The following is a 24,789-nucleotide window of genomic DNA, read 5'->3' as shown; positions in this document are numbered from 1 at the left end:
GCGCGAGCGCTCCCTTTTTTTCAGGCTTTCTTCAGGCAGCTACTCATGAAGGTACTGCGTTCATCGCCCTTCAGTGATTTCGCCGTGGCCGCTTTGCTGCAGTCGCTCATTTTCTGCTGCTGAGGGGTGAGCGCCTTTCCCTGCGAGGTCGTGGTCTCTTTTTTCAGACACTGGCTCATAAAGGTTTTGCGCTCCTCACCTTTCAGCATTTTGGCTGACGCTTGCTGATTGCAGTCCGTCATCCTTTGCTGCTGAGGAGTGGGCGTTTTTTCTGCCGCGCCAACCGCGCTGATAAAGATCAAGCCAAACAGTAGGGTCATCAATAAAGTTATTTTCATCGCACCATCCTTCTGTGAGTGGAACGTTGTAAGTCTGGACGCAGATAGAAAAAAAACCAGCCGGTGACGCAATTTCGCCACCGGCAGCGACTTATTTGAGACTCAGGGCAGCTTTCATGGTCGTGAACAGGTCGGTCTGATCGGTCAGGCCTACGACGTTAGCCGCATGCGGACCGTAGGCCGCAATGCGCAGTTGGGTGCCGGTGTGCTCCATCGACTCTTCCTCAGAGTTGCCGTAGCTCATCACCATCACCGCGCCATCGTGCGTGTTCAGAGCCTGGGTCAGCCCCGGGGCTTTGCTATCCGCCGGGATGATCTGGCTGGCATGCGCATGGTCGGCGGTGACGATCACCAGGGTATTACCGTCTTTTCGCGCGAATTCCAGCGCCTTCTGCACCGCTTCGTCAAGATCAACCGTTTCGCCGATCTGGCCGCACGGATTGGCCGCATGGTCCTGCTTATCGATGGACGCGCCTTCGACTTGCAGGAAGAAACCTTTCTCGTTGCGACTCAGCAGGTCAATCGCTTTCTCGGTCATCTGCGCCAGCGTCGGCACCGAGGCGTCACGCTTCGGGTTTGGCGTACAGGTCACCGGCGGCTTATCGATATTACCGTGATAAGACGCCTTCGGCCCTTCCCAGCGTACCGGCATATTGCCATCGGCAAAGAGTCCCAGCAGCGGTTTATCCTGACTGGCTTCCGTCGCGGCGGCAAGAGAAGCCGCGTCGGTCACAATCTGGTAGCCGCGCGCTTGCGCCTGCTCGCGCAGGGTTTTGCCCTGCCACTCGCCCGCCGTCGCCGTTTCGGCAAAGGTCTTCGCGCCGCCGCCCAGGGTGACATCCGGTCGGGCGTTCAGCAGCTGTTCGGTAATGGAGCCTTTGCCCCCTTTTTCCAGCGCATTGCTGGGGCATTTTTCGCTGGTAACCGTCGGGCCGTAGCATTTACGCGATGTCACATGCGCCACCAACGCCGCGGGGGTGGCGTCCTGCAGCTCGGCGGTGGAAACGTTGCCGGTGGTCAGCCCCGCCGCTTTCGCCAGCTCGAGGATGGTCTGATGCGAATTCTCATGAATATCGACGCCCAGCGCGCCGTTATAAGTCTTCACGCCGGTGGTCCAGGCGGTGGCGGAGGCCGCCGAGTCGGTCACGTAGTCCGGTTTCCCGGTTTTTTTATCTAGCGAATAATGCGTGTACTGCCCGGTTAACGGCAGAGCATCAATTCCTTTAAAGAAACCGCCCGCCCCCTCGGCATAGTTTCGCGCAGCGGTAATTTCCGAATCACCCATGCCATCGCCAATCAGCAGAATAACGTTTTTAGCTGGCTTATTGATTAACGAGGCGCGCAGCGCTTCGGTTTGATCGCCTGTTAAACGACGCGCGCCGCCAGGAGTGGTGATATCTCCCTGCGCAGCGCGATTTTCCAGAACCGGCGCAGCAGTAGTTTCTGCATGAATAACCGGCGAGCCCAGTAGAGGAATCAGGGCAATAAACAGGGCGCTTAATTTCACTTTTGTCATCTCCATGTAAAAAATACTTAAAAAAACAAAACGAGGGAGACTTTATAAAAGGGAGATGACAGAAAAATGACGGCATCCTTGTCGTGTCACAAAGACTAGCTACGAGGATGCCGCAACAGCTTCTTTAGATATTGCTGCAGCAGCATCGCATCATGGTCGTTGACCGGCGGACAGGGCGTCACCTGGTCAATCGCCTGTTCAATATCCTGAATCAATGCCTGCTGGGCATCATGCTCCATATGGCGCAATAATGCGGTGACCACGATCTCCAGCGCTTCAACCTGCACCGTCAGTTCCTTTGCTTCTTCTTCCTTTTGCGCCAGTTTAACCAGTAACTCAGCAATGAGATTCTTCATAGCACCAGTTCCTTATGCGAGGCCTGTTTTGATTGGGATGTCATACGCGATGACGGACCTCAGAATTACTTAAATTAAGAATCATCGCAACACCCAATATACAGCGAAACGTTTTACCACAATAAAATACCACTATAAATAGTATTGTTTAATCATGACCGGGGTTACTTATAACCAGATTGCCTGGAAAATAATAAAATGGAATAGCGTTCACGCCATGACGATAACAAAAAGTAATAGTAAATCCGCTGACGGCGAATAATGCTGACGGTATCGCAATAAATACCGTCAGCAGAGGTTCAGGCGTTAGCCCAGCGGGTTTGGCGCAGCATCCACGCCAGTTGCCAGAGGTTAATGAAAACGATAATGGCGGTGGCAATAAACACCCAGCGGAAGCCGGCCATGGCTGACACAGAGGCGCCAATTAGCGGCCCGGCGACGTTGCCCAGATACATAAACGACTGGTTATAGCCAAAGATACGCCCGGTGACGCTGTCGCTGCTGTACTTCAGCAATAAGGTCTGCACCGCCGGGAGCATCGCGCCATCGGCAAAGCCGAGCAGAAAACGCAGCGTACCCAATTGCAGCGGGGTGGTGACAAAGGACATGGCGAAGAACATCACCACCGCGCAGCAGAGCGTCGCCAGCAGGATCCGCGAGGTGCCGATGCGGTCGCCAAGCTTACCCAACCGTGGCGCAGAAATCAGTGCCGACACGCCGGGCACCGCGGCGATCATCCCGGCCAGAAAAGCGATATTGTTGCTGTCCGGCGCCATCGACTTAATAAACAGCGCCAGAATCGGGCCGATTGAGCCGTTGCACAATTGGATCACCAGGGTGGTGAAGAACAGGCTGATCACTAGCCCCGGATAGGGCAAAGAGGCAAAGACTTGTTTCCCGGTGAGACGCTCGCTTTTGCTGACCTGCGGGCGAACGCCCTCTTTAATCAGAAACAGGGTCACCAGAAAACTGATGGTCAGCAGGATCGCCGTAATAAAAAAGACCATCCGCAGCCCGACGTGGTCCGCCAGGAAACCGCCCAGCAGCGGACCGCCGATCACCCCGCTAATTTGCGCCGTCGACAGCGTGCTTAGCGCCCAGCCGCTGCGCTCGCGCGGCACCTGGGAGGCCACCAGCGCCATGGCGTTGGGAATATAACCGGAGGTTAAGCCCATGATCGCCCGCAGGATAAACAGCTGCCAGACGTTGGTGGCGAAAGCCTGCAGTAAAATGGCAATCGCCATCCCCAACGAGGCGCGCAGCAGCATGAGCTTGCGGCCTTTACGGTCCGCCAGGCTTCCCCACATTGGCGAGACGATCGCCGAGACAAGAAAAGTGACGCTGAAGGTCAGCCCCGACCACATCGATAGCGCTTTATGCGAGGTGACGCCGAGCTGGGAGACGTAGAGGGGTAAAAAGGGGAGAATTTGACTAATCGCCAGGCCGGTAAAAAAGCAACCAAACCAGACGGAGATGAGATTAACCTTCCAGGATTCCATAACTACGCGTATTCATTAATGATTTGCCAATTATTATCTAGCTTAGCAATTTCATCCCACTGGTGTACTACCATAGATGCGCTGGCGGTGAGTTTGGTGTTTTATGGCTGCGGATGAGAGCCTGACGAAGCATTTTCTGGTCATTTAGGCTGCTCATAGCGCTTTATGCTCAAAAGCAGAAGCCCTGCCCGCGCATGCCGAAATGAAAATGGTTGGCGTGAGCCGCGTTGTACTCTGGCCCCAGCGCGTTACCGAAGTAATGGCAACTGCTGCTCAACAGCGCCGCCAGCCAGGGGCGCGAAGTCTCGCTCCGCCAGCCCTGCAGGACGCTAACGCGTCTACCGTCCGCCAGACGGAAACCGCTGACGTCCAGCGCGTCCGCCGTGGCGTGTTCACTGCGCCGCGCCTGTTGACGATGGTAAATATTGCGGCAGGCAAAGCTGCCGAGATGATCGATCTGACGCAGATCGCTCGCCATCAGCTGCCGGGTCAGCGGCTTCGCCTGCTGCTCGATGTACAGCGCACTGCTCAGCGCCAGCGGGCAGCTGGCGAGAAAACTACTGCTCAGCTGCACCGAGCCAAAATTCGCCACCCGCACCACGTTACGCAGAGGGCAGCTTCCCTCGCTGTCGGCCACCGGCCGGCTGGCGATAAGCCGCCGGCGATTGGCTTCCGCCAGCAGGGAGGCGCACTGGTCTGCCGTCAGCCTGCGCAGCTTAAACGACGTCAGCCAGCCCGGGGGATCGTCCAGCGCCAGCGGCGCCAGCGGATTCAGGTGCGGCGGCAGATTGCGGTATCCCAACAGGCCCGCGCCGAGCAGCCCGGCCAGCACCAGCAGCGTCTTTCCTCTCACGCCCACTCCCGTCAATTGATCAGGTAAATATTATGGCAGCCAGGCAGCGGTTTCACATGGTATGTTATGCCCTTTGATGTTATCTGGATGGAAGTTGAAATGGCAAAGATGAGGGTTGGGATCGTTTTTGGCGGCAAGTCGGCGGAGCATGAAGTGTCGCTGCAGTCAGCGAAGAATATCGTGGAAGCGATTGATAAATCGCGCTTCGATGTGGTTCTGTTGGGTATTGATAAACAGGGGCTGTGGCATATCAACGACGCCGGCAACTACCTGCTCAACGCACAGGATCCTGCCCGCATTGCCCTGCGCCCTTCCACGGTGACTCTGGCGCAGATCCCGGGCCGCGAAGCGCAGCAGCTGATTAACGCCGAAAGCGGCCAACCGCTGGCGGCCATCGATGTGATTTTCCCGATCGTCCACGGCACGCTGGGTGAAGATGGCTCCCTGCAGGGGATGCTGCGCATGGCGAATCTGCCGTTCGTCGGCTCCGATGTGCTGGGCTCTGCAGCCTGTATGGACAAAGACGTGACCAAACGTCTGCTGCGCGACGCCGGGCTCGCCGTCGCCCCGTTTATCACACTCACCCGCGCCAACCGCGCGCAGTTCAGCTTTGCCGATGTCGAAGCGAAGCTGGGCCTGCCGCTGTTCGTTAAGCCGGCTAACCAGGGATCGTCGGTTGGCGTCAGCAAAGTTAAAAACGAAGAGCAGTACCATCAGGCGGTGGCCCTGGCCTTCGAATTTGACCATAAAGTGGTGGTGGAGCAAGGCATTAAAGGGCGGGAAATTGAGTGTGCGGTGCTGGGTAACGACCACCCGCAGGCCAGCACCTGCGGTGAAATCGTCCTCAACAGCGAGTTTTACGCCTACGACACCAAGTATATCGACGATCAGGGCGCGCAGGTGGTAGTCCCGGCCGCTATCGCCCCTGAGATCAACGACAAAATTCGCGCTATCGCGGTGCAGGCCTACCAGACCCTGGGCTGCAGCGGCATGGCTCGTGTCGACGTGTTCCTCACCGCCGACAACGAGGTGGTGATCAACGAGATCAACACCCTGCCGGGCTTTACCAACATCAGCATGTATCCGAAGCTGTGGCAGGCCAGCGGTCTCGACTACACCAGCCTGATCACCCGCCTGATTGAGCTGGCGCTGGAGCGCCATGCCGCGGACCGGGCGCTGAAAACCTCCATGAACTAAAACGCGTTTTACCCCGCCTGGCAGCGGCGGCCTCAGGCCTCTTCTGCCGGGCGGCGGCGGATCACAAAGCCCGCAATCCAGAAGCTAATGACCCAGGTGATCAGACCGACGGCGTAGGATTGCCACCCCTGTGTTTCAAACCCCAGCAGCCCCACCACGCCATTAAGAATAAAAATCAACCCCAGCGCCACGGCGTAGTAGTGCCAATCGCGGCGAATTTTATCAGTGAGCTTCATGCGGCCTCCAACAGCAAAAAACGCATCTTCGCATAGCCGCCCGCGGCGGTCTGTAGCGATATGGAGAATGTTGCTGGATTGCGACGCCGCTCTCCCTTTTGTGCTCCTGTGGCGCGGTTAACACAACGGCGAAAACAGGATTATTCCTGGACGGCAATTACCAGCAATCTGATACTGATGATGGCCCCTGACTGCCAGAATACCTGACATAGAGCTGGAGAAAAAACCAGCAGCGCAGATGTGGGAGGGCCTATGGCTGAATTCAGTTTTTCAAAATCGCTTTTGGGAAATAAAAAAAGGGGCGCGCTGACCGGCAGCCATGTCGCCTACGGGCTGTTCGTGTTGATCTGCTGCTGGGCCGGCGCGCAGATGCTCAGCATGCTGATCCACGCCCCGGGGGTATTTGAACGCCTGATGCAAGCCCAGGACGCCAGCCGTCCGCAAGTCGACATCAGCCTCGCCGTGGGTACCCTCTTTGGTCTGATCCCTTTCCTGATCGGCTGCACGTTCATCGGGGTACTGGCGCTTATCGTGCGCTGGCGTCAGCGCCGTTAACGCCGCGCCATACAGTTTGCCCGCCGCTCATCAACCCGTTTCGCAAACCACGCCGTCGTCAGATTTCGGGTGATTTTTGGACTCTCCAGCTGGATCCCTGGCAACATCTCCCGCGGCAGGGTTTTGCCCGTCTTTTTCTCGGCGAGACGGAAAACCTGCTGATAGAGATCGGTCTTCTCAAACGCCAGGCTGTCGCCCTTTTTCAACTGACGATGGATCTCGCTGTCGCTCATCCCCAGCTGGCTCGCCAGGCGACGCACCGCCAGCTCGGTGCTGCCCGGCTCCTCGCTGTCGTAGCGGATAAGGTCGCCGTCGAGCGCCAGTTTTACCCCGCTGGCTTTCACCACCGCGTTCTGGAAGGCGGCGTTACGGCTGGCATACCAGCCGGCGTTGAAGTCGGCAAAGCGGTACAATGGCGCACTATAACTGGCCGGATAGTTCAGCAGATGATAGGTGCCAAACCACAGGCCACCGCGCAGACTGAAGACCTCCTGGCGCACCGTGCCGTTCATTTTCCACGGGTAGCCGGAGGTGTGCTGCTCGGCAAAAGCAATGCTGACCTGCATCGGCCCCCCGGTGTGCACCGGGTTAAGGGAACCGAACAGCTTCTGCCCCATCGGCACCATCCCGATAAAGTCATCAAAAATGGCGCTCAACTGCTTTTCCGTCTTCACATTGTCCAGACGGTCGCTATAGCTTTTACCGTTTGGCGAGGTGATCTTCAGCGCGGTATGGACCAGAAACGGCGGAATGTGCATTTTTTCCGCCCGGCGGTCAATTTCCTGCCAGGCGATTTTATTCAGCCCCGGCACCACCGGATCGGACTGATAGTTAGACTCTTGCTGCGCGACCGCCAGCACCGAGCAGACGTTTTCTTCCGTCGGCGCCAGCTTCTGGCTGTCAAACGCGGTAGCGATGGCTTGCGCCCAGGCCTCCCGATCCTTGACGCTGGCCGGCATTTTCTGCCGCACCACCGATGCCACGTCAACAGGCTTCTCGCCCTCTTTCAGCGCCGGGGCCTGCTGGCTGGTACAGGCGCTCAGCGCCATGGCCGCCAGCAGCGTCAATGAAACGGGAATAATGCGCGATAAACGTGCGGCCATTATGCTTCCTTGTCTTGATTAACGTAATGTCGGGATCGCTTCCTGCAGCGGTTTGCCGTCCAGCTCGCGTTCAAAACTGCGCAGACGTTTGTAGATGGACATCAGTTCCACCAGCGTTGTCCACGAGCTGATCAGGTACTGGAACGAGCCGCGCACCTGGCCGAAGACGTTGGTAATTTGCGTCATCAGCCCGAGGGTAATCGTACCGGCAACGATCGACGGAAACAGCAGGAAAAGGCCGAAAACGTTATCCACCTGCAGATAGAGGATGCGGGCGATATTGAAATACATATAGTGGAAATAGAGACGGAAATAGTTGCGACGCACCGCGCGGAATAGCTCGCGCACCGTCGGCGGCGTGGCGCGAGTTTCATCGTCCTCGCCGTAAACCAGCTCTTTACGATAGGCCGCTTCCACGCGCTGGTTTTTAAACTCCAGGCCCGGCAGCTTAATCCCCACCACCGCCAGCAGGCCGGTACCCATCAGCGACCAGACGATAGCGGCAATCACCAGGCCATACGGCAGATGGCCGACGATAGGCAGGTCGGGAACATGTTCGGAGAGCGTCACCAGCACCGGCAGGAAGGCGATCAGGGTCATCACCGCGTTGATAAAGCTCACGCCCATATCTTCGAGGGTGGAAGCAAAACGCATGGTATCTTCCTGCACACGCTGCGCGGCGCCTTCGATATGGCGCAGATGCTGCCAGTGGGCCATATAGTGCTCGTTCATCGCCGTGCGCCAGCGGAAGACGTAGTGGCTGACGAAGAAGTTGTTCATCACGCCAATAATCACCGCGATGATCGCGATGCCGAGAAAGACGCCGATTTCCTGATAAAACTGGTTGATGCTGACCTTATGCGGGGTGGCCAGCGCGCTCTGGATCAGGTCGTAGAACGGCGCATACCAGGCGTTGATCGCCACCCCGACTTCCACCAGAAACCAGGTGACGAAGATGATGAGCGAGGTGCCGAGAATCGACCAGTACTGCCAGCGGTGCGGGCAGTAGACAAACCAGAACAGCGCGAACACGCCGACGCAAAACAGATAGTAAGCGTAGAACACCAGATAGTTGAGCGACCAGAAGCGCGCCGCGCTGATCGCCACATTTTGCGATGCCCCGGTGACCCGCAGCAGCCAGTCGCCGCCGCCCGCCTGCCAAAAGATCACGGCCAGCATCGACCAGATAAAGGCAGAAATAAAAAACGGCCCCGGTTTGGGGAAAAAAGATTTAAACATCATTGTCTCCTGCTAACTTCTTATCGTTCTGCTATTGCTGTGTACGACGCATACGTCGGCCGCCGCGTGGATGAGCCCTCGCGGGACAGACGAATGATAAGACCGGATATCAACAGCTTAGTTCTGCTGCCATGCGTGCAGAATTGTTTCTGTGGGTTTCACCTGTAAAGGATTGCCAGGAATGGTCAGCGTACGCCACACCTCATTGTAGTGGGCGATAAGCGTCGCGGCCTGCGCGGCGGGGCGGTCGGCGGTGGTGTGGGCATCTTCCGCGATAACAATACCGTACCCGCGGCTGGCGCCATTTTTAATGGTGGTATCGAGGCAGTAGTCGGTGGCGCAGCCGCAGATGACGAACTGCTGAATGTCGTGTTCGTCCAGCACCTGCGCCAGCGAGGTGTGATAGAAGGCATCGCAGGCGGTTTTGGTGACATACAGCGCGCCAGCCGGCTGCTCCAGCTCAGGAAGCAGGGCGAAGCCTTCGCTGCCGGCTTCGAGGCCGCCGGCTTCATCATGCTGAATGAAAATAACCCTGTCCGCCGCGCGCACCAGACGATTAATTTGCGCGACGCAGCGCTCGCGCGCCAGACGCGGCGTGGCGAACACACCGTTTTGCATATCCACGACCATCACTACCCGTTGAGCCGTCATTGTTCTCTCCCACGAACCTTCAGCCAAACGGTCATCATACGCGCCGGCGAAAAAAGCCGGTATCCGAAAGCGTAAAAAAGTCTTTTTTACGCACCGTTACCTTTTTCCTGCAGGAATGTCGTGAATCCCGCTTTGTTCTGCGCCACTTCGTAGTATAAATACCCTCTTCTTTTTATTTATTTAATGGATGATCTCCGTTGAAACGTAGTTTGCTCATTTTTGCTGCGCTGTGCGCGGCGTCGTGGACCTCGGTGCAGGCCGCACAGCCTACCGTTGACCCGGTTTTCGCCTCGGATGTGGTCGATCGTTACGCCAATCATATCTACTACGGCAGCGGCGCCACCGGCATGGCGCTGGTGGTTATCGATGGCAATCAGCGTGTTTTTCGCAGCTTTGGCGAAACCCGCCCGGGGAATAATCAGCACCCGCAGCTCGACTCGGTGATCCGTATCGCCTCCCTCAGCAAACTGATGACCAGCGAGATGCTGGTGAAGCTGCTCGACCAGGGGGTGGTGAAACTCAACGATCCGCTGAGTAAATACGCCCCGCCGGGCGCCCGGGTGCCTGACTGGCAGGGAAAACCAATCACCCTGGTTAACCTCGCGACCCATACCAGCGCCCTGCCGCGCGAGCAGCCTGGCGGCGCCGCTCATCGTCCGGTGTTTGTCTGGCCGACCCGCCAGCAGCGCTGGAACTGGCTCTCTACCGCGACCCTGAAGACCGCGCCGGGGTCACAGGCGGCCTACTCCAACCTGGCCTTCGATTTACTGGCGGACGCGCTCGCCACCGCCGCCGGCAAACCGTATCCGCAGCTGTTTGAAGAGCAGATCACCCGGCCGCTGGGGATGAAGGACACCACCTTTACCCCGTCACCGGATCAGTGCCAGCGGCTGATGATCCCGGAAAAAGGCGCCAGCCCATGCAACAACACCCTGGCGGCGATCGGCAGCGGCGGAGTCTACTCGACGCCGGGGGATATGATGCGCTGGATGCAGCAGTTCCTGTCATCCGATTTCTATACCCGCAGCCAGCAGGCCGACCGGATGCAGACGCTGATTTATCAGCGTAACCAGCTGACCCGGGTGATTGGTATGGACGTGCCGGGCCGCGCCGACGCGCTGGGCCTCGGCTGGGTGTATATGAAGCCGAAGAACGGCCATCCGGGGATTATTCAGAAAACCGGCGGCGGCGGCGGGTTTATCACCTATATGGCGATGAATCCGCAGGCTAACGTTGGCGCCTTTGTGGTGGTAACCCGCTCGCCGTTAACCCGCTTCAACAATATGAGCGATGGCATCAACGACCTGGTCAGCGAGCTGAGCGGCGCACAGCCCAACATGCAGACGGCCAGCCAGTAAGCCCGGGGAAGGTTTCGCCGATGCGCCATAACGATCGTTTTGGCGAAACATCCCGCTGCCATTTCAGTTACACTATCGTCTTTCATTTCACAAAATCAGGCAAACCATGACAGATTTAATCACTCGCCCCCGCCGCCTGCGTCAATCCGCTGCGCTGCGCGCCCTGTTTGAAGAGACAACACTGAGTTTGAACGACCTGGTGTTGCCGATCTTTGTTGAAGAAGAAATTGATGATTACAAAGCGATCGAGGCCATGCCCGGCGTGATGCGCATTCCGGAAAAATATCTGGCGCGCGAGATCGAACGCATCGCCAACGCCGGGATCCGCTCGGTGATGACCTTTGGTATTTCTCATCACACCGATGCCACCGGCAGCGATACCTGGAATGAAAATGGTCTGGTGGCGCGTATGTCGCGGATTTGTAAGTCCACGGTGCCGGAGATGATCGTCATGTCCGATACCTGCTTCTGCGAATATACCTCCCACGGCCACTGCGGCGTGCTGTGCGACCACGGGGTGGATAACGACGCGACCCTCGAAAACCTCGGCAAACAGGCCGTTGTCGCCGCCGCCGCGGGGGCGGATTTCATCGCTCCTTCCGCCGCGATGGACGGACAGGTGCAGGCGATTCGCCGCTCGCTGGACGCCGCCGGCTTCACCAATACGGCGATCATGTCCTACTCGACCAAGTTCGCTTCTTCCTTCTACGGTCCGTTCCGCGAAGCGGCCGGTACCGCGCTGAAGGGCGATCGGAAAACCTATCAGATGAGCCCGATGAACCGCCGGGAGGCCATTCGCGAGTCGCTGCTCGATGAAGCCCAGGGCGCCGACTGCCTGATGGTGAAACCGGCTGGCGCCTACCTGGATATTCTGCGCGATATCCGCGAACGCAGCGATCTGCCGCTCGGCGCCTATCAGGTCAGCGGTGAGTACGCGATGATCAAATTTGCTGCCCAGGCGGGCGCTATCGATGAAGAGAAAGTGGTTCTGGAAAGCCTCGGCGCTATCAAACGCGCAGGCGCCGACCTGATCTTCAGCTATTTCGCCCTCGATCTGGCCGAGAAAAAGATCCTCCGTTAAACCCGCCCTTCCCCGGTGGCGCTGCGCTTACCGGGGCTACCAAACCTCATCTCCGGTGCGCTGTATTTATCGCGACCACCACACCGTAGCCCGGATAAGGCGCTTGCGCCGCTATCCGGGGACAGGCGCTAACCAATATCTGTAGCTAAAACTTTGCGCGCCGCTTTCCACCTTCTGCGCCTTCTCCTTGGCGTACCGGATTTCGCCTTCTAACGTGTTAAACCACATCATAAATACCGAATTCCAGGAGATCCTGTGGTGGCTTATCGACGTTATTACATTAAGGGGGGAACCTGGTTCTTCACTGTTAACCTTAAAGACCGTAGAAGCATGCACCTAACTGAAAACATAGAATTATTGCGCTACTCTGTCGCCGTTGTTAAACAACATCGCCCCTTTATTATTGATGCCTGGGTGGTGTTGCCTGAACATCTGCATTGCATCTGGACACTACCTCATAATGATGACGATTTTTCTTCACGCTGGAGAGATATCAAAGGCTGTTTTAGCAGAACGTTAAAACGACAACCCCTCTGGCAACCGCGCTTCTGGGAGCATGCCATACGCGATGAAGATGATTACCGCCGACACGTTGATTACATCCATATCAATCCACTTAAGCATGGCTGGGTCACCCGGGTGATCGATTGGCCATTTTCAACCTTTCATCGCGATGTCCAGCGCGGGCTATATCCCCCAAATTGGGCTGGCGATAGCTTTGATCTTAGCTGCGGTGAACGCCGATAGCCTCTCCCCGGTGGCGCTGACGCTTACCGGGGCTACAAATCGGCGCCAACCGTAGCCCGGATAAGGCGCTTGCGCCGCTATCCGGGGAACCTCGCTTGCTGCGACCGAAACTTCACCCAACTGTAATCTGAACGACATCTCCACCTTCTACTGTCTGGGCAGGACGGAGGAGGAGCCACTATGTTTAGTCTCGACAACGTACTCGATGACCTGTGGCCTCAGGCGAGGCCCGCCCCCTGGCAAAAGAAACTGTTAAAAAAGCTATTTTATGAGGAAGAGTTTCAACAATTTGCCGACCGTCACCGCCACCTGAAGGGGCTTGATACGGTCGAACAGGTGCTGGAATACCTCAATATCCGCTGCGCCATCCCGGCGCACGATCTCGAACAAATCCCCGAATATGGCCCGCTGGTCATTATCGCCAACCACCCCACCGGCACCCTCGACGGCCTGGCGCTCCTGTATGCGGTATCCCGCGTGCGCCGCGATGTCAAAGTGGTCACCAACCGCATGCTCACCCACCTTGAGCCCCTGAGCTCGCTGTTTATCCCGGTAGATAATATTCATGGCCGCACCGCTAAAGCGGCGCTGCAGCAGATGGACCAGCAGCTGCAGGCCGGCGGGGTGCTGATCTTCTTCCCGGCGGGGGAAGTCTCCCGCCTCACCCGTCGCGGCATCCGCGATAAAAAATGGCACTCCGGCTTTATTAAGCTGGCGGCAAAATATCGCGCCCCGCTGCTGCCGGCGTGGATTGACGCCCGCAACAGCGCCCTGTTTTACGCCAGTACGCTGGTCTCCGACAACCTGCCGCTGCTCCTGCTGATGCAGCAGATGTTTCGCCGGCGCAACAGCAGCCTGCCGGTGCGCATCGGCCAGCAGATCCCCTGGTCGAGCTGGTTCGATGCCCAGTCCAGCGCTCGCGAGCTTACCGGCCGCTGCTATCAGCACCTTGAACAGCTGCGCAAAGGGCTGCCGGGGCGGTTTAAAACCGAAAGCGCCATCGCCCGTCCGGAAGACCGGGCGCTGCTCAAACGCGAACTGCACAAGGCCGAATGCCTGGGCCGCACCGCCGATGGCAAAGTGATTTACCTCTGGCAGCGCAACGGCCAGGAGGACGCGCCGCTGCTGCGCGAGCTGGGACGTCTGCGGGAAATCGCCTTCCGCGCGGTCGGGGAAGGCAGCGGCAAACGGCGGGATATCGACGGGTATGACGACGACTATCTGCATCTGATCCTGTGGGATGAAGAAGACCTCGAGATCGTCGGCGCTTACCGCTTTATGCCGACGGCCATCCAGTTGGCAAAGCGCGGCCTGGAGGGGATCTACAGTTACAGTCTGTTCCATTACGACGGGCGGATGGACGATGTCCTGCAGCACGGCATTGAGCTGGGGCGCAGCTTTATCCAGCCGCGCTACTGGGGGCGTCGCGGGCTGGACTACCTGTGGTCCGGCATCGGCGCTTATCTGGCGCGCTATCCGCACTATCGCTATCTGTTTGGTCCGGTGTCGATTTCTGGCGGATTGCCGCCCGCCGCCCGCGATCTGCTGGTGGCGTTCTACCGGATGTGGTTCCCGGCGACGCATCCGCTGGCGGAGTCGCGTCGCCCTTATCCGGCGTCGCTGCCCGACGTGCTGGCGCAGTTTGGCGGGGAGGATTACAACGACGACCTGGCCCGGCTGAAGTCTCTGCTCGGCAATCTCGGCTGCGCGATCCCCCCGCTGTATAAGCAGTACTCGGAAGTGTGCGAGCCGGGCGGCGTGCAGTTTATCGATTTCGGCAGCGACCCGGATTTCAACAACTGCGTGGATGGTCTGGTGCTGGTGGATCTCACCTACCTGAAGGCCAATCGCTACCAGCGCTATATTGGCGCGCATCTGGGTGCGCAAAAATCGGCATAAACGCTTTTTCCCGGCTTGCGGCGCGTTGCGCCTTAGCCGGGCTATGGTTCACCGTTTCCGACGGTTCGGTAGTCCGGAAAAGGCGAGTCAGGCGACGCCTCCGGGAAGCAGCGGGCAATGCAGCATCCGCCTTTCTCCGCGGCTCGCGGCTGATGCCTTAACCGGCTACAAGCCTTACCCCGCCCGGTAATACGGCTTATCGCCGAGGATCGTCGCCCGGTGCATGATCCGCCGTTGCGGCAGATAGTCGGCGTTGGCGTAATGCTGCGTCACCCGGTTATCCCAGATAGCGACATCGTTCGGCTGCCAGCGCCAGCGCACCTGAAACTCCGGTTTAGTGACATGAGCAAACAGGAAGTTCAGCAGCGCTGCGCTCTCTTTCTCACTCACCTCGACAATTCGCGTGGTAAACCCTTCATTAACGAACAGCGCCTGCTTGCCGGTCACCGGGTGGGTACGTACCACCGGATGCAGTAGCGGCGGATGCTTCGCCACCGCTTCCTGCCAGCGCCGATGCTCGGCTTCGGTCTTGTTGTACTTATACTCCTGGAACGATTTGCGGAAATCGTGTTCGGCATGCAGGCCGCTCAGCAGCTGCCGGAAGGGTTCTGACAGCGCTTCCCAGGCGGCGATGCCGCTGGTCCACAGGGTGTCCCCGCCGGTCGTCGGCAGCTCTTTCGCCGCCAGAATGGCGCCGGCGGGCGGCGTGTCGATAAAGGTGACATCGGTATGCCAGTTGTCATTATCCGGCGGATTATCGTTGTGGGTATCGAGGACGATAATCTCCTCCACCCCTGGGGCGTGAGGGTAGACCGGATGGATATGCAGGTCGCCAAAACGCAGCGCCAGATCGCGCTGTTGCGCCGGGGTGATATTCTGCTCGCGCAGGAATACCACCTGATGACGCAGCACCGCGTGATACAGCTGTTCAAACTGGTTGTCGCTCAGCGGACGGGTTAAATCTGCCCCGTTCACCTGCGCGCCAATATACGGCCCCAGCGGGGTAATGCTCAGACGTTCACTCATTGTACTTCTCCATGCCAGGGCGTCAGGCGCCGCTGCAGCGCGCGCAGACCCAGTTCCAGTAAAAAGGCGATAATGGCAATCACCGCGATCCCCGCCAGCACCACATCGGTGGCGAGAAACTCGCCGGCAGACTGCACCATAAATCCTAATCCGCGGGTGGCGGCGATCAGCTCTGCGGCCACCAGCGTTGACCAGCCCACCCCGAGACCAATGCGCAGCCCGGTGAGGATCTCCGGCAGTGCGCCGGGCAGGATCACCAGCCACAGCACCTGCGCCCGGCTGGCGCCCAGCGAACGGGCGGCGCGAATCCGCACCTGCTGCGCGCTTTTTACCCCTGCCAGCGCCGACATGGCTACCGGCGCGAAAATCGCCAGGTAGATCAGCAGGATCTTCGAGGTTTCACCGATGCCAAACCAGATCACCATCAGCGGTAAGTAGGCCAGCGGCGGTACCGGACGATAGAGTTCGATCAGCGGGTCGAGGATCCCGCGCACCGTCGAGTTGAGCCCCATGGCGATCCCCACCGGTACGCCAATAAGCACTGCCGCCAGCAGGGCGATAACGATCCGCGTCAGGCTCGCCGCCAGGTGCTGCCAGAGCGTCGCATCCATAAAGCCCTGTGGCCCGGCGATGGTGATAAGCTTCTGCAGCACCTGGCCCGGCGGCGGCAGAAACAGCGGGCTAATCAGCTGCAGCGCCGCGACCGCCCACCAGACGGCCAGCAATACCGCCAGGGTCGCCACGCTGAGGGTGAGCTGGCGGGAGAGCGGCCAGCGCCACTTCAGCGTCGACTGACGCGGTTTGTCGTTCAGTACCACGCTCATGAGAAAGCCTCCCGTTGATCAAACACCCGGCTCAGAATGTATTCCCGCTGTTCAATAAAGCGCGGGTCGGATTTGATGCTGCGGCAGGATTCGCCCGCGACAAAGCGACGGCTGAAATCAAGCGGCAGCCTCTCCACCACTCGTCCCGGCCCCGGCGACAGCAGCACCAGCTCGGTCGCCATAAAAATGGCCTCTTCAATATCATGGGTGATCAGCAGCACCTGTTTGCCGGTCTCATGCCACAGTTTCAGCAGCAGCGTCTGCATCTGCTCGCGGGTAAAGGCGTCAAGCGCGCCGAAGGGCTCGTCCAGCAGCAACAGCTGCGGATTCGCCGCCAGCGCCCGGGCGATGCCCACCCGCTGGCGTTGACCGCCGGACAGTTGCCAGATAAAGCGCTTTTCCGCCCCTTCGAGCCCCACCTTCTTCAGCATCTGCGCCGCCGCTTGCCGGCGCTGCGCTTTATCCACGCCCGCCAGCTGGAGGCCCAGCGCCACGTTATCCTGCACATTGCGCCACGGCAGCAGACCTTCATTCTGGAAGACCACCCCGCGCTCTGCGCCCGGCCCGGCCACCCGCTGACCTTCGAGGGTGATGCTGCCGTGCTGATAGGGCACGAATCCGGCAATCAGGTTCAGCAGGGTAGTTTTACCGCAGCCCGAAGGCCCCAGCACCACCAACAGCTCCCCACTCTCCAGCGTCAGGTTGATATCCGCCAGCGCCGGTTTACCGCCGTAGTCGGCGGAAAGATGCGAGATTTGCAGCATCGCCGCCTCCTTTACTTCACAAAGCGGTCAGTAACGTACTGACGATAATCGGTTCCCGCCGCAGGCACTTTGCCCTGCTCTTTCAGGAAGCGCGCGGTATCGACGATGGCCTGATTGACCGGCCCGTTCAGCGCCTGCGCCTGCTCAGCGGCGGTGAGATAGGTATTGCCCTTCACCAGCCCGGGGACATCGGCTTCCGGCACGCCGCTCAGGCGCGCCAGCTTGCTGATGTTGTCCGGCTGTTTTAGCCATGCCTCCGGGTTGGCGATGTAGGGCTGCTGGGCGTCGATGGCGCTTTTAGCAAACGCTTTGACGATCTCCGGATGCTGCTCGGCGAAGTCCTTACGGACCACCCAGACGTCAAGGGTCGGCGCGCCCCACTCCCCAACCTGAGAAGAATCGGTCAGCACCTTGCCCTCTTTTTCCAGTTCGTTAACCGCTGGCGCCCAGACGTAAGCGCCATCGATATCCCCGCGCTGCCAGGCGGCGATAATCGCCGGCGGCTGCAGGTTAATAATCTGTACCTGGCCCGGCTTGATGCCCCAGTGTTTGAGCGCCGACAGCAGGCTGTAGTGGGTGGTGGAGATAAACGGCACGGCGATGCGCTTGCCGATCAGATCTTCCGGTTTGGTAATGCTTTTCTTCACCACCAGCGCTTCGGAGTTGCCGAGCTTTGAGGCAAGCAGGAACACTTCAATCGGCACCTGCTGGCTGGCGGCCACCGCCAGCGGGCTGGAGCCAATATTACCGATCTGCACATCGCCGGAGGCCAGGGCGCGTACCACGCTGGCGCCGCTGTCAAATTTCCGCCAGTCGACGGTCGCCCCGCTGGTTTTGGCGAAGGTGTTGTCCGCCTGGGCGACTTTCGCCGGCTCAGCGGAGGTTTGATACGCCACGGTAACGTTGACCGCCTGCGCCTGGAAGGCGGCGACAGCCAGCGCCGCCAGAAGAGTAATTCGCGATGTGAATGCCATAATGTCTGCTTCCCCTGAGTTGTTATAGGTGCAGTATTTCCGGCATCAGGATGGAGATGAAGTAATTAAAAATTCTGGCTAATAGCGAATCGTTTTTAGAACAAAAGCGGGAAAGGATAGTTGGTTTTGTGCGGTGAGTTAGTTGCAGATGGTTGGCGCCGGGCGGCGGCTACGCCTTACCCAGCATCCGGTTCGCGCAATATGTAGGCCGGGTAAGCGCAGCGCCACCCGGCAAAAATTTAGCGCTTCGCGTTAAGCGCGGCGATGTCCTTCGGCGTGGTGCGGCAGCAGCCGCCGATCAGCTTCGCCCCGGCCGCCAGCCACTGCGGCAGATAATCCGCCAGGCTGGCGCAGGCTTCGCCATGATGGTGCCAGGTCTTGCTCACCGCATCATAATGTTCGCCGGAGTTAGGATAGACCACCAGCGGCAGGGCCGTCAGGCTGTGCAAATGCGCCAGCGCCGCGGGCGTATTTTCCAGGGCGATACAGTTGATCCCCACCGCCACCACCTGCGGGTTATCCGCCAGGGCGGCCATCACCTCGCGCAGCGGCGTGCCGTCGCTGAGATGTTCGGCGTCACGCAGCGTGAAGGAGTACCAGGCACGGGCGCGGGGATACTCCTGCAGCAGGGCCGCCAGGGCCTGGATCTCAGCGAATGACGGCAGGGTTTCACAGGCCAGCAGGTCGGCGCCGGCATCCAGCAGCGCTTCGACGCGCGGGCGGTGGAAGGCCTGGAACTCTGCCGCGCTGCGCTGATAATCGCCGCGATACTCCGAGCCGTCGGCGAGAAACGCGCCATACGGCCCCACCGAACCGGCCACCAGCAGCGTACCGGCCTGCGGGTTCTCGGCGAGGTACGCCTCGCGCGCTTTGCGCGCCAGCTCGACGCTTTTGCCGATTAGCGCCCGGGACTGCGCCTCATCCAGCCCGCGCGCGGCAAAGCCCGCCGGAGTGGCCTGATAGCTGGCGGTGATCGCCACCTGCGCCCCGGCGCGAAAGTAGTCGAGATGCACATCGCGGATCAGCTGCGGGTTCTCCAGCAGCACTTTCGCCGACCACAGGCTGTCGGCCAGATCGCAGCCGCGGGCCTCCAGCTCGGTGGCCATGGCGCCGTCCAGCAGCACGAAAGGCTGGGCGGCAAGCAGGGCGGTAAACGGATTAGTCTGCGACATGTTGGGGCTCCTGAGTCATATTCCGTGAACGAGTAAGATACCAGGCACCATAGCACAGGGCCACAAAGGGGATCCCGCACCACAGCGCAATTCTCTGGCTCGGGTCAAAAGCGAGGCCCACGCAGGCCACCAGGCACAGCACAAAGCCCAGAACAGGCACTACCGGATACCAGGGAGCGCGATACTGCAGATCGTTCAGCGCCTTACCCTGCTGCAGATGGCGGCGGCGGAACATAAAGTGCGAGGCGCAGATGCTCAACCACACCGCCACCACCGCAAAACCGGAGATCGCCGACAGCGCGACAAACACCGTATCTGGCGCCACCACGCTGGAGAACAGCGCCAGCACGCCGCCCAGCATACTCACCGACAGGGCGGTCACCGGCACGCCCCGTTTATTGACTTTGGCAAAGCAGGCCGGCAGCGTCTTCTCGTTCGACAGCGACCACAGCATCCGCCCGGAAGCGTACAGGCCGGAGTTAGCCGCCGACAGGATCGCCGTCAGGATCACGAAGTTGAACATGTCCGCCGCATAAGGGATGCCCACCTTCTCAAACACCAGCACGAAGGGGCTTTTCTCCACTCCCGCCTGCTGCATCGGGATCAGCGCCGCCAGCACAAACACGGTGCCGATAAAGAAAATAATCAGCCGGGCGATGGTGGTGCGGATGGCAACCGGAATAACCTTATGCGGGTTTTCCGTCTCTCCGGCGGCAATGCCGATAAGCTCCGTCCCGGAGAAGGCGAAGTTCACCGCCACCATGGTCATCAGGATCGGCAGGCCGCCGTGCGGGAACCAGCCTTCGGCGGTGATATTGCGCAGGCCCGGCGCCGGGGAGCCATCCTGCATCGGAATGATGCCGAAAATGGCCGCGCCGCCGAGAATAATAAACGCAACGATGGTGATCACTTTCACCAGCGAGAACCAGAACTCGCCTTCGGCGAAGAAGCGCGTCGAAATGATGTTAAGGCCGAAGATCACTGCGCAGAACACCACGCACCAGATCCAGACCGGCACCTGCGGGAACCAGTACTGCATGCAGAATCCCGCCGCGGTGAAGCTCGACCCCAGCGCCACCGTCCACGTTAGCCAGTAGAGCCACGCCACGGTATAGCCCGTCGCCGGGCCAAGATAGCGCGCCGCGTAAACGTGGAAGGCGCCGGTCTCTGGCATCGCCACCGACAGTTCGCCAAGGCACTGCATCACCAGCCAGACCACCAGGGCGCCAATCAGATACGCCAGCAGCGTCCCGGCCGCGCCGGTGGTGGAGATGATATAGCCGGTATTGAAGAATAAGCCGGTGCCAATCACGCCGCCGAGCGACAGCATGATCAGATGGCGCGTTTTCATGGTGCGCTTCAGCTGCCCACCTTGTTGTTGTGTTGTGCTTTGCATTTTATTTTCTCACGCCAGCCCGCTTGCCCGGGTCATGCTGCGTATAAACGTATAGACATCTAAACATCCAAAAGAAGAAGTGTTATACCGTGCCGCCGCTGAAAAAGCAAAGCCGCTGCACCAGGGCGCGCGCCGATAGCGTGCAGCCTGCCCCATTTTTGCGCAGCGCCAGCGGGCGCGCCACGGACTGACGCCTTATCGCGGCAGGCAACGTTCTGGCACTCTCTTTGCAGCCTGTCGTTCAGCACCTTTCTATCTGGCGAGGCAATACGTATGACAGAGCACACCACCACCTTAAAAAGAACGCTCGGTAGTTTTCGTTTATGGGGGATCGCCGTCGGACTGGTGATATCCGGGGAGTACTTCGGCTGGAGCTACGGCTGGTCGCAGGCGGGCACGATGGGGTTTATGGTCGTCGCCCTGGCGGTCGCCGCCATGTACTGCGCCTTTATTTTCAGCTTTACCGAGCTGACCACCGCCATCCCGCACGCTGGCGGCCCTTTCGCCTATGCCTACCGCGCCTTCGGGCCCACCGGCGGCTTTATCGCTGGTTTTGCCACCCTGATTGAATTCGTCTTCGCCCCGCCGGCCATCGCCATGGCCATCGGGGCCTACCTCAACGTGCAGTTTCCGGCGCTGGATCCGAAATGGGTCGCCTGCGGCGCCTACGTGATCTTTATGACGCTCAATATTCTCGGCGTCGGCATCGCCGCCACCTTCGAGCTGATCGTCACCCTGCTGGCCATCTTCGAGCTGCTGGTGTTTATGGGCGTGGTCGCCCCCGGCTTCTCCTGGAGCCACTTCACCACTAACGGCTGGGCGGGCGCGGACAGCTTCAGCGGCCTGGCGCTGCCGGGGATGTTCGCCGCCATTCCGTTCGCCATCTGGTTCTTCCTCGCCATTGAGGGGGCCTCCATGGCGGCCGAAGAGGCCAAAGATCCGCAGCGCACCATTCCCCGCGCCCTGGGCGGCGGCATTCTGACGCTGACGGTGCTGGCGATCGGCGTGATGGTCTTCGCCGGCGGCGTCGGCGACTGGCGCGCGCTGTCCAATATTAACGATCCGCTGCCCCAGGCGATGAAGACGGTGGTGGGCAACGGCAGCGGCTGGCTGCATATGCTGGTGTGGCTGGGGCTGTTTGGCCTCGTCGCCTCCTTCCACGGCATCATTATGGGCTACTCGCGGCAGATCTACTCCCTCGCCCGCGCCGGCTATCTGCCCGCCGGGCTGGCCTCCCTCAACCGCCGCACCCGCACCCCGCATCTGGCAATCCTCGCCGGGGGCGTGGTGGGGATCGCCGCGATCTTCTCCGACTCGCTGATCACCATCAGCGGCATGCCGCTGACCGCCTGCATCGTCACCATGTCGGTATTTGGGGCTATTGTTATGTATATCACTTCCATGGCGGCGCTGTTCAAACTGCGCCGTAGCGAGCCGAAGCTGATCCGTCCGTTCCGCGCCCCGCTCTACCCGCTGGCGCCGGCCTTTGCCCTCGGCATGGCGGTGCTCTGCCTGGTGGCGATGGTCTGGTATAACCTGCTGTTGGCGCTGATTTTCGCGGCGATGATGCTCGGCGGCTACCTGTGGTTCCGCAAAACCGCAGCGGCCCGTGAACGGGCGCCAGTGGATCCTCAACTGCGCACGGTCTCCTGAGGAGGCGGCATGTATAAAACCACGCTATCGGGCCAGGTATGGCGCTTTGATAGTCTGAAAACGCTGATGGCGAAAGCGTCGCCGGCCCGCTCCGGCGACGCCCTCGCAGGGATTATCGCCACCTCAGCCGAAGAGCGGATGGCGGCGAAAATGGCCCTCGCCGAGGTGCCGCTGACCGACATTCTCGACAACCCGCTTATCCCTTACGAGCAGGACGAAGTGACTCGCCTGATCCTCGACACCCATGATGCGCAGGGCTTTGCCGCCCTGCGTCACCTGACGGTCGGCGATTTTCGCGACTGGCTGCTGGATGATGCTACCGATACCGCCACGCTGCAGCGGGTCGCCCGCGCCATCACCCCGGAGATGGCGGCGGCGGTCAGTAAGCTGATGCGCAATCAGGATCTGATCCTTGCCGCCAGCAAATGCCAGGTGGTGACGCGCTTTCGCAACACCATCGGCCTGCCCGGCCACCTCAGCGTACGCCTGCAGCCCAACCATCCCACCGACGACCTGAAAGGCATCGCCGCCAGTATGCTCGACGGGCTGCTGTACGGCGCCGGGGACGCGGTGATCGGCATCAACCCGGCCAGCGACAGCTTACCGGTGCTGGCGCAGCTGAACGTCATGCTGGACGATATTATTCAGCGCTTCGCCATCCCTACCCAGTCCTGCATTCTGACCCATGTGACCAATACGCTGCAGCTGATTGAGCGCGGCGCGCCGGTGGATCTGGTGTTCCAGTCGGTGGCCGGTACCGAAGCGGCCAACAGCGGCTTCGGCATCAATCTTGCCATGCTGCAGGAGGCCCGCGAGGCGGCCCTGAGCCTCAGGCGCGGTACCCTCGGCAACAATGTGATGTATTTTGAGACCGGCCAGGGGAGCTGCCTGTCGGCCAACGCCCACCACGGCGTCGACCAGCAGACCTGCGAGGCGCGGGCTTACGCCGTCGCCCGCCACTTTGAACCGCTGCTGGTCAATACGGTGGTCGGCTTTATTGGTCCGGAGTATCTCTACGACGGCAAGCAGATTATTCGCGCCGGGCTGGAGGATCATTTTTGCGGCAAGCTGATGGGCCTGCCGATCGGCTGCGACGTCTGCTATACCAACCACGCGGAAGCGGATCAGGATGATATGGACACCCTGCTGACCTTGCTGTGCGCCGCCGGGCTCACCTTCCTGATCGGTGTGCCCGGAGCGGACGATATCATGCTCAATTACCAGAGCACCTCGTTCCATGACGCGCTGTACGCCCGTCGCCTGCTGGGCTTAAAGCATGCCCCGGAGTTCGCCGACTGGCTGGCGAAAATGCAAATTATCGATCCGCATGGCGCGCTGCGGCTCACCGACGCCCGCCATCCGCTGCTGTCCGTCCTGCCGCAAGGAGCCTCCGTATGAACCGTCCCGATGCCTGGAACCCGCTGCGTGAATTTACCGATGCGCGGATCGCCCTGGGGCGCAGCGGCGCCAGTCTGCCGACCCGCGAAGTCCTCAACTTTGGTCTGGCCCATGCCAGAGCGCGGGATGCCATTCATCAGCCGTTCGCCAGCCAACAATTGGTGGCGCCGCTGGCGGCGCTCGGCCTCGAGGCCCTGACGGTGCACAGCGCCGCGCCGGACCGTCATACCTATCTGCGGCGCCCGGATCTCGGGCGGCAGCTCGCCGATGAGTGTCGCGCCGACCTCGCCGCCAGCGGCGTCCGCCCCGCCGACCTGCTGCTGGTGATCGGCGACGGCCTCTCTTCCTGGGCGGTAGAGCGCCAGGCGGTGCCGTTGATCCGCGCCCTGCTGCCCTATCTGCGGACGCTGGGTATCGGCCTGGCGCCGGTGGTGCTGGCGCATCAGTCGCGGGTGGCGCTGGGGGATGATATTGGCGAAACCCTGAAAGCCCGCGCGGTGGCGATCCTGATTGGCGAACGACCGGGTCTCTCCTCGCCGGACAGCCTCGGCGTCTACCTCACCTGGCAGCCTCATCGTCAGCGCCTGGAGTCTGAGCGCAACTGTATCTCCAATATTCGGCCGGAGGGATTAAGCCATGACGCCGCCGCCTTTAAACTGGCCTGGCTGCTGGAGCAGGCTTTTTGGCGTCGGCTTACCGGGGTGGGTCTGAAAGATGAAAGCGATAATCCGGCGCTGCATGGTAAAATAAAACCGTTGCCCCCTTTAAAATAATAAGTCACGCGAGCAGCAGAATAGATTTTTAATATTATCTTGTGCACCTGACTTTATATTCCGCCGCGTGCTGAAATTGCCCGGCGGCGCTTCGCTGGTACGGGTCTACGGAAGCCGTGCCAGCGGTTTATATGGCGTATTTTTCAGGCCGGGTAAGGCGCCAGTCGCCCCCCGGCAAAAT

25 protein-coding genes are annotated in these 24,789 nt (G+C 59.9%); 9 read left to right on the top strand and 16 right to left on the bottom strand.

Annotated elements, in window-relative coordinates; all coding sequences use genetic code 11:
* Positions 1–20: 20 nt before the first annotated feature.
* The 5 genes from BHE81_RS02785 to BHE81_RS02765 form a co-directional block, all read right to left on the bottom strand.
* Positions 21–338 carry a PsiF family protein gene (locus tag BHE81_RS02785; RefSeq protein ID WP_002890225.1) on the bottom strand — a complete coding sequence of 106 codons (318 nt, stop codon included), beginning with the start codon at positions 336–338 and terminating at the stop codon, positions 21–23.
* Between the two features lie 91 nt (positions 339–429).
* Positions 430–1,860, bottom strand: coding sequence for an alkaline phosphatase (phoA, locus tag BHE81_RS02780; RefSeq protein ID WP_024622895.1), 1,431 nt, complete (start codon positions 1,858–1,860; stop codon positions 430–432).
* Between the two features lie 89 nt (positions 1,861–1,949).
* A complete protein-coding gene (iraP, locus tag BHE81_RS02775) occupies positions 1,950–2,210 on the bottom strand; it encodes an anti-adapter protein IraP (protein ID WP_002890221.1) in 261 nt (86 codons plus the stop codon).
* Positions 2,211–2,509: 299 nt separating this feature from the next.
* Complete coding sequence (locus BHE81_RS02770; protein WP_110246389.1) at positions 2,510–3,709, bottom strand: multidrug efflux MFS transporter; 1,200 nt, start codon at positions 3,707–3,709, stop codon at positions 2,510–2,512.
* Between the two features lie 169 nt (positions 3,710–3,878).
* Positions 3,879–4,562 (bottom strand): extensin family protein, encoded by a 684-nt coding sequence (locus BHE81_RS02765; RefSeq protein WP_004151347.1) that lies wholly within the window; start codon positions 4,560–4,562, stop codon positions 3,879–3,881.
* A 99-nt stretch (positions 4,563–4,661) separates the two neighbouring features.
* Between BHE81_RS02765 and ddlA the strand changes: the two genes are divergently transcribed.
* Entirely contained in the window at positions 4,662–5,759 is a 1,098-nt protein-coding gene (gene ddlA / locus BHE81_RS02760; protein WP_004151348.1) for a D-alanine--D-alanine ligase, read from the top strand.
* Between the two features lie 32 nt (positions 5,760–5,791).
* On the opposite strand, the gene BHE81_RS02755 is transcribed toward ddlA, so the two are convergent.
* Entirely contained in the window at positions 5,792–5,995 is a 204-nt protein-coding gene (locus BHE81_RS02755; RefSeq protein ID WP_002890215.1) for a DUF2754 family protein, read from the bottom strand.
* Positions 5,996–6,247: 252 nt separating this feature from the next.
* Between BHE81_RS02755 and BHE81_RS02750 the strand changes: the two genes are divergently transcribed.
* Complete coding sequence (locus BHE81_RS02750) at positions 6,248–6,550, top strand: YaiY family protein (RefSeq protein WP_002890210.1); 303 nt, start codon at positions 6,248–6,250, stop codon at positions 6,548–6,550.
* Here the strand turns inward: BHE81_RS02750 and BHE81_RS02745 are convergent.
* From BHE81_RS02745 to BHE81_RS02735, 3 genes are all read right to left on the bottom strand, one after another.
* Positions 6,547–7,653, bottom strand: coding sequence for a DUF1615 domain-containing protein (locus BHE81_RS02745; RefSeq protein ID WP_002890207.1), 1,107 nt, complete (start codon positions 7,651–7,653; stop codon positions 6,547–6,549). The genes BHE81_RS02750 and BHE81_RS02745 overlap by 4 nt on opposite strands.
* An 18-nt stretch (positions 7,654–7,671) precedes the next feature.
* A complete protein-coding gene (gene sbmA, locus BHE81_RS02740; RefSeq protein WP_004178724.1) occupies positions 7,672–8,892 on the bottom strand; it encodes a peptide antibiotic transporter SbmA in 1,221 nt (406 codons plus the stop codon).
* Between the two features lie 117 nt (positions 8,893–9,009).
* Complete coding sequence (locus BHE81_RS02735; protein ID WP_072145332.1) at positions 9,010–9,522, bottom strand: isochorismatase family protein; 513 nt, start codon at positions 9,520–9,522, stop codon at positions 9,010–9,012.
* Between the two features lie 218 nt (positions 9,523–9,740).
* On the opposite strand from BHE81_RS02735, the gene ampH reads away from it, so the two are divergent.
* The 4 genes from ampH (at position 9,741) to BHE81_RS02715 (ending at position 14,628) form a co-directional block, all read left to right on the top strand.
* Positions 9,741–10,901 (top strand): D-alanyl-D-alanine-carboxypeptidase/endopeptidase AmpH, encoded by a 1,161-nt coding sequence (gene ampH / locus BHE81_RS02730; protein WP_004147279.1) that lies wholly within the window; start codon positions 9,741–9,743, stop codon positions 10,899–10,901.
* Positions 10,902–11,007: 106 nt separating this feature from the next.
* A complete protein-coding gene (hemB, locus tag BHE81_RS02725; RefSeq protein WP_002890201.1) occupies positions 11,008–11,982 on the top strand; it encodes a porphobilinogen synthase in 975 nt (324 codons plus the stop codon).
* A gap of 255 nt (positions 11,983–12,237) precedes the next feature.
* On the top strand, positions 12,238–12,729 hold the full coding sequence (locus tag BHE81_RS02720; RefSeq protein WP_004178721.1) for an REP-associated tyrosine transposase: 492 nt from the start codon (positions 12,238–12,240) through the stop codon (positions 12,727–12,729).
* Positions 12,730–12,909: 180 nt separating this feature from the next.
* Positions 12,910–14,628 carry a lysophospholipid acyltransferase family protein gene (locus tag BHE81_RS02715; protein ID WP_020802619.1) on the top strand — a complete coding sequence of 573 codons (1,719 nt, stop codon included), beginning with the start codon at positions 12,910–12,912 and terminating at the stop codon, positions 14,626–14,628.
* Between the two features lie 174 nt (positions 14,629–14,802).
* Here the strand turns inward: BHE81_RS02715 and tauD are convergent, their stop codons facing one another.
* The 7 genes from tauD to BHE81_RS28010 form a co-directional block, all read right to left on the bottom strand.
* On the bottom strand, positions 14,803–15,654 hold the full coding sequence (tauD, locus tag BHE81_RS02710; RefSeq protein WP_019725514.1) for a taurine dioxygenase: 852 nt from the start codon (positions 15,652–15,654) through the stop codon (positions 14,803–14,805).
* Positions 15,651–16,478 carry a taurine ABC transporter permease TauC gene (gene tauC / locus BHE81_RS02705; RefSeq protein WP_004144603.1) on the bottom strand — a complete coding sequence of 276 codons (828 nt, stop codon included), beginning with the start codon at positions 16,476–16,478 and terminating at the stop codon, positions 15,651–15,653. The genes tauD and tauC overlap by 4 nt, the downstream gene beginning before the upstream one ends.
* Entirely contained in the window at positions 16,475–17,242 is a 768-nt protein-coding gene (gene tauB, locus BHE81_RS02700; protein WP_002890194.1) for a taurine ABC transporter ATP-binding subunit, read from the bottom strand. The genes tauC and tauB overlap by 4 nt, the downstream gene beginning before the upstream one ends.
* Before the next feature lie 11 nt (positions 17,243–17,253).
* Positions 17,254–18,216 (bottom strand): taurine ABC transporter substrate-binding protein, encoded by a 963-nt coding sequence (tauA, locus tag BHE81_RS02695; protein ID WP_002890192.1) that lies wholly within the window; start codon positions 18,214–18,216, stop codon positions 17,254–17,256.
* A 239-nt stretch (positions 18,217–18,455) separates the two neighbouring features.
* A complete protein-coding gene (gene mmuM, locus BHE81_RS02690) occupies positions 18,456–19,388 on the bottom strand; it encodes a homocysteine S-methyltransferase (protein WP_004144601.1) in 933 nt (310 codons plus the stop codon).
* Positions 19,375–20,784 carry an S-methylmethionine permease gene (gene mmuP, locus BHE81_RS02685; RefSeq protein WP_023302248.1) on the bottom strand — a complete coding sequence of 470 codons (1,410 nt, stop codon included), beginning with the start codon at positions 20,782–20,784 and terminating at the stop codon, positions 19,375–19,377. The genes mmuM and mmuP overlap by 14 nt, the downstream gene beginning before the upstream one ends.
* Positions 20,785–20,866: 82 nt before the next feature.
* Positions 20,867–20,995 carry a hypothetical protein gene (locus BHE81_RS28010; RefSeq protein WP_004217023.1) on the bottom strand — a complete coding sequence of 43 codons (129 nt, stop codon included), beginning with the start codon at positions 20,993–20,995 and terminating at the stop codon, positions 20,867–20,869.
* A 62-nt stretch (positions 20,996–21,057) separates the two neighbouring features.
* Here BHE81_RS28010 and eat point away from each other — a divergent pair, with 62 nt between their 5' ends.
* From eat to eutC, 3 genes are read left to right on the top strand one after another with little or no spacing between them, the layout of a single operon-like run.
* A complete protein-coding gene (gene eat, locus BHE81_RS02680; protein WP_004177284.1) occupies positions 21,058–22,437 on the top strand; it encodes an ethanolamine permease in 1,380 nt (459 codons plus the stop codon).
* Between the two features lie 9 nt (positions 22,438–22,446).
* On the top strand, positions 22,447–23,835 hold the full coding sequence (locus BHE81_RS02675) for an ethanolamine ammonia-lyase subunit EutB (RefSeq protein ID WP_004183139.1): 1,389 nt from the start codon (positions 22,447–22,449) through the stop codon (positions 23,833–23,835).
* Positions 23,832–24,608, top strand: a complete 777-nt coding sequence (eutC, locus tag BHE81_RS02670) for an ethanolamine ammonia-lyase subunit EutC (protein ID WP_023302249.1) — start codon at positions 23,832–23,834, stop codon at positions 24,606–24,608. The genes BHE81_RS02675 and eutC overlap by 4 nt, the downstream gene beginning before the upstream one ends.
* The last annotated feature ends 181 nt before the right edge of the window (positions 24,609–24,789 follow it).

This window comes from Klebsiella sp. AqSCr (genome assembly GCF_008452795.1).
GTDB lineage: Bacteria > Pseudomonadota > Gammaproteobacteria > Enterobacterales > Enterobacteriaceae > Klebsiella > Klebsiella pneumoniae.
The sequence above is the reverse complement of the archived record's forward strand: the minus strand, read 5'-3'. Positions and strand labels throughout refer to the sequence as shown.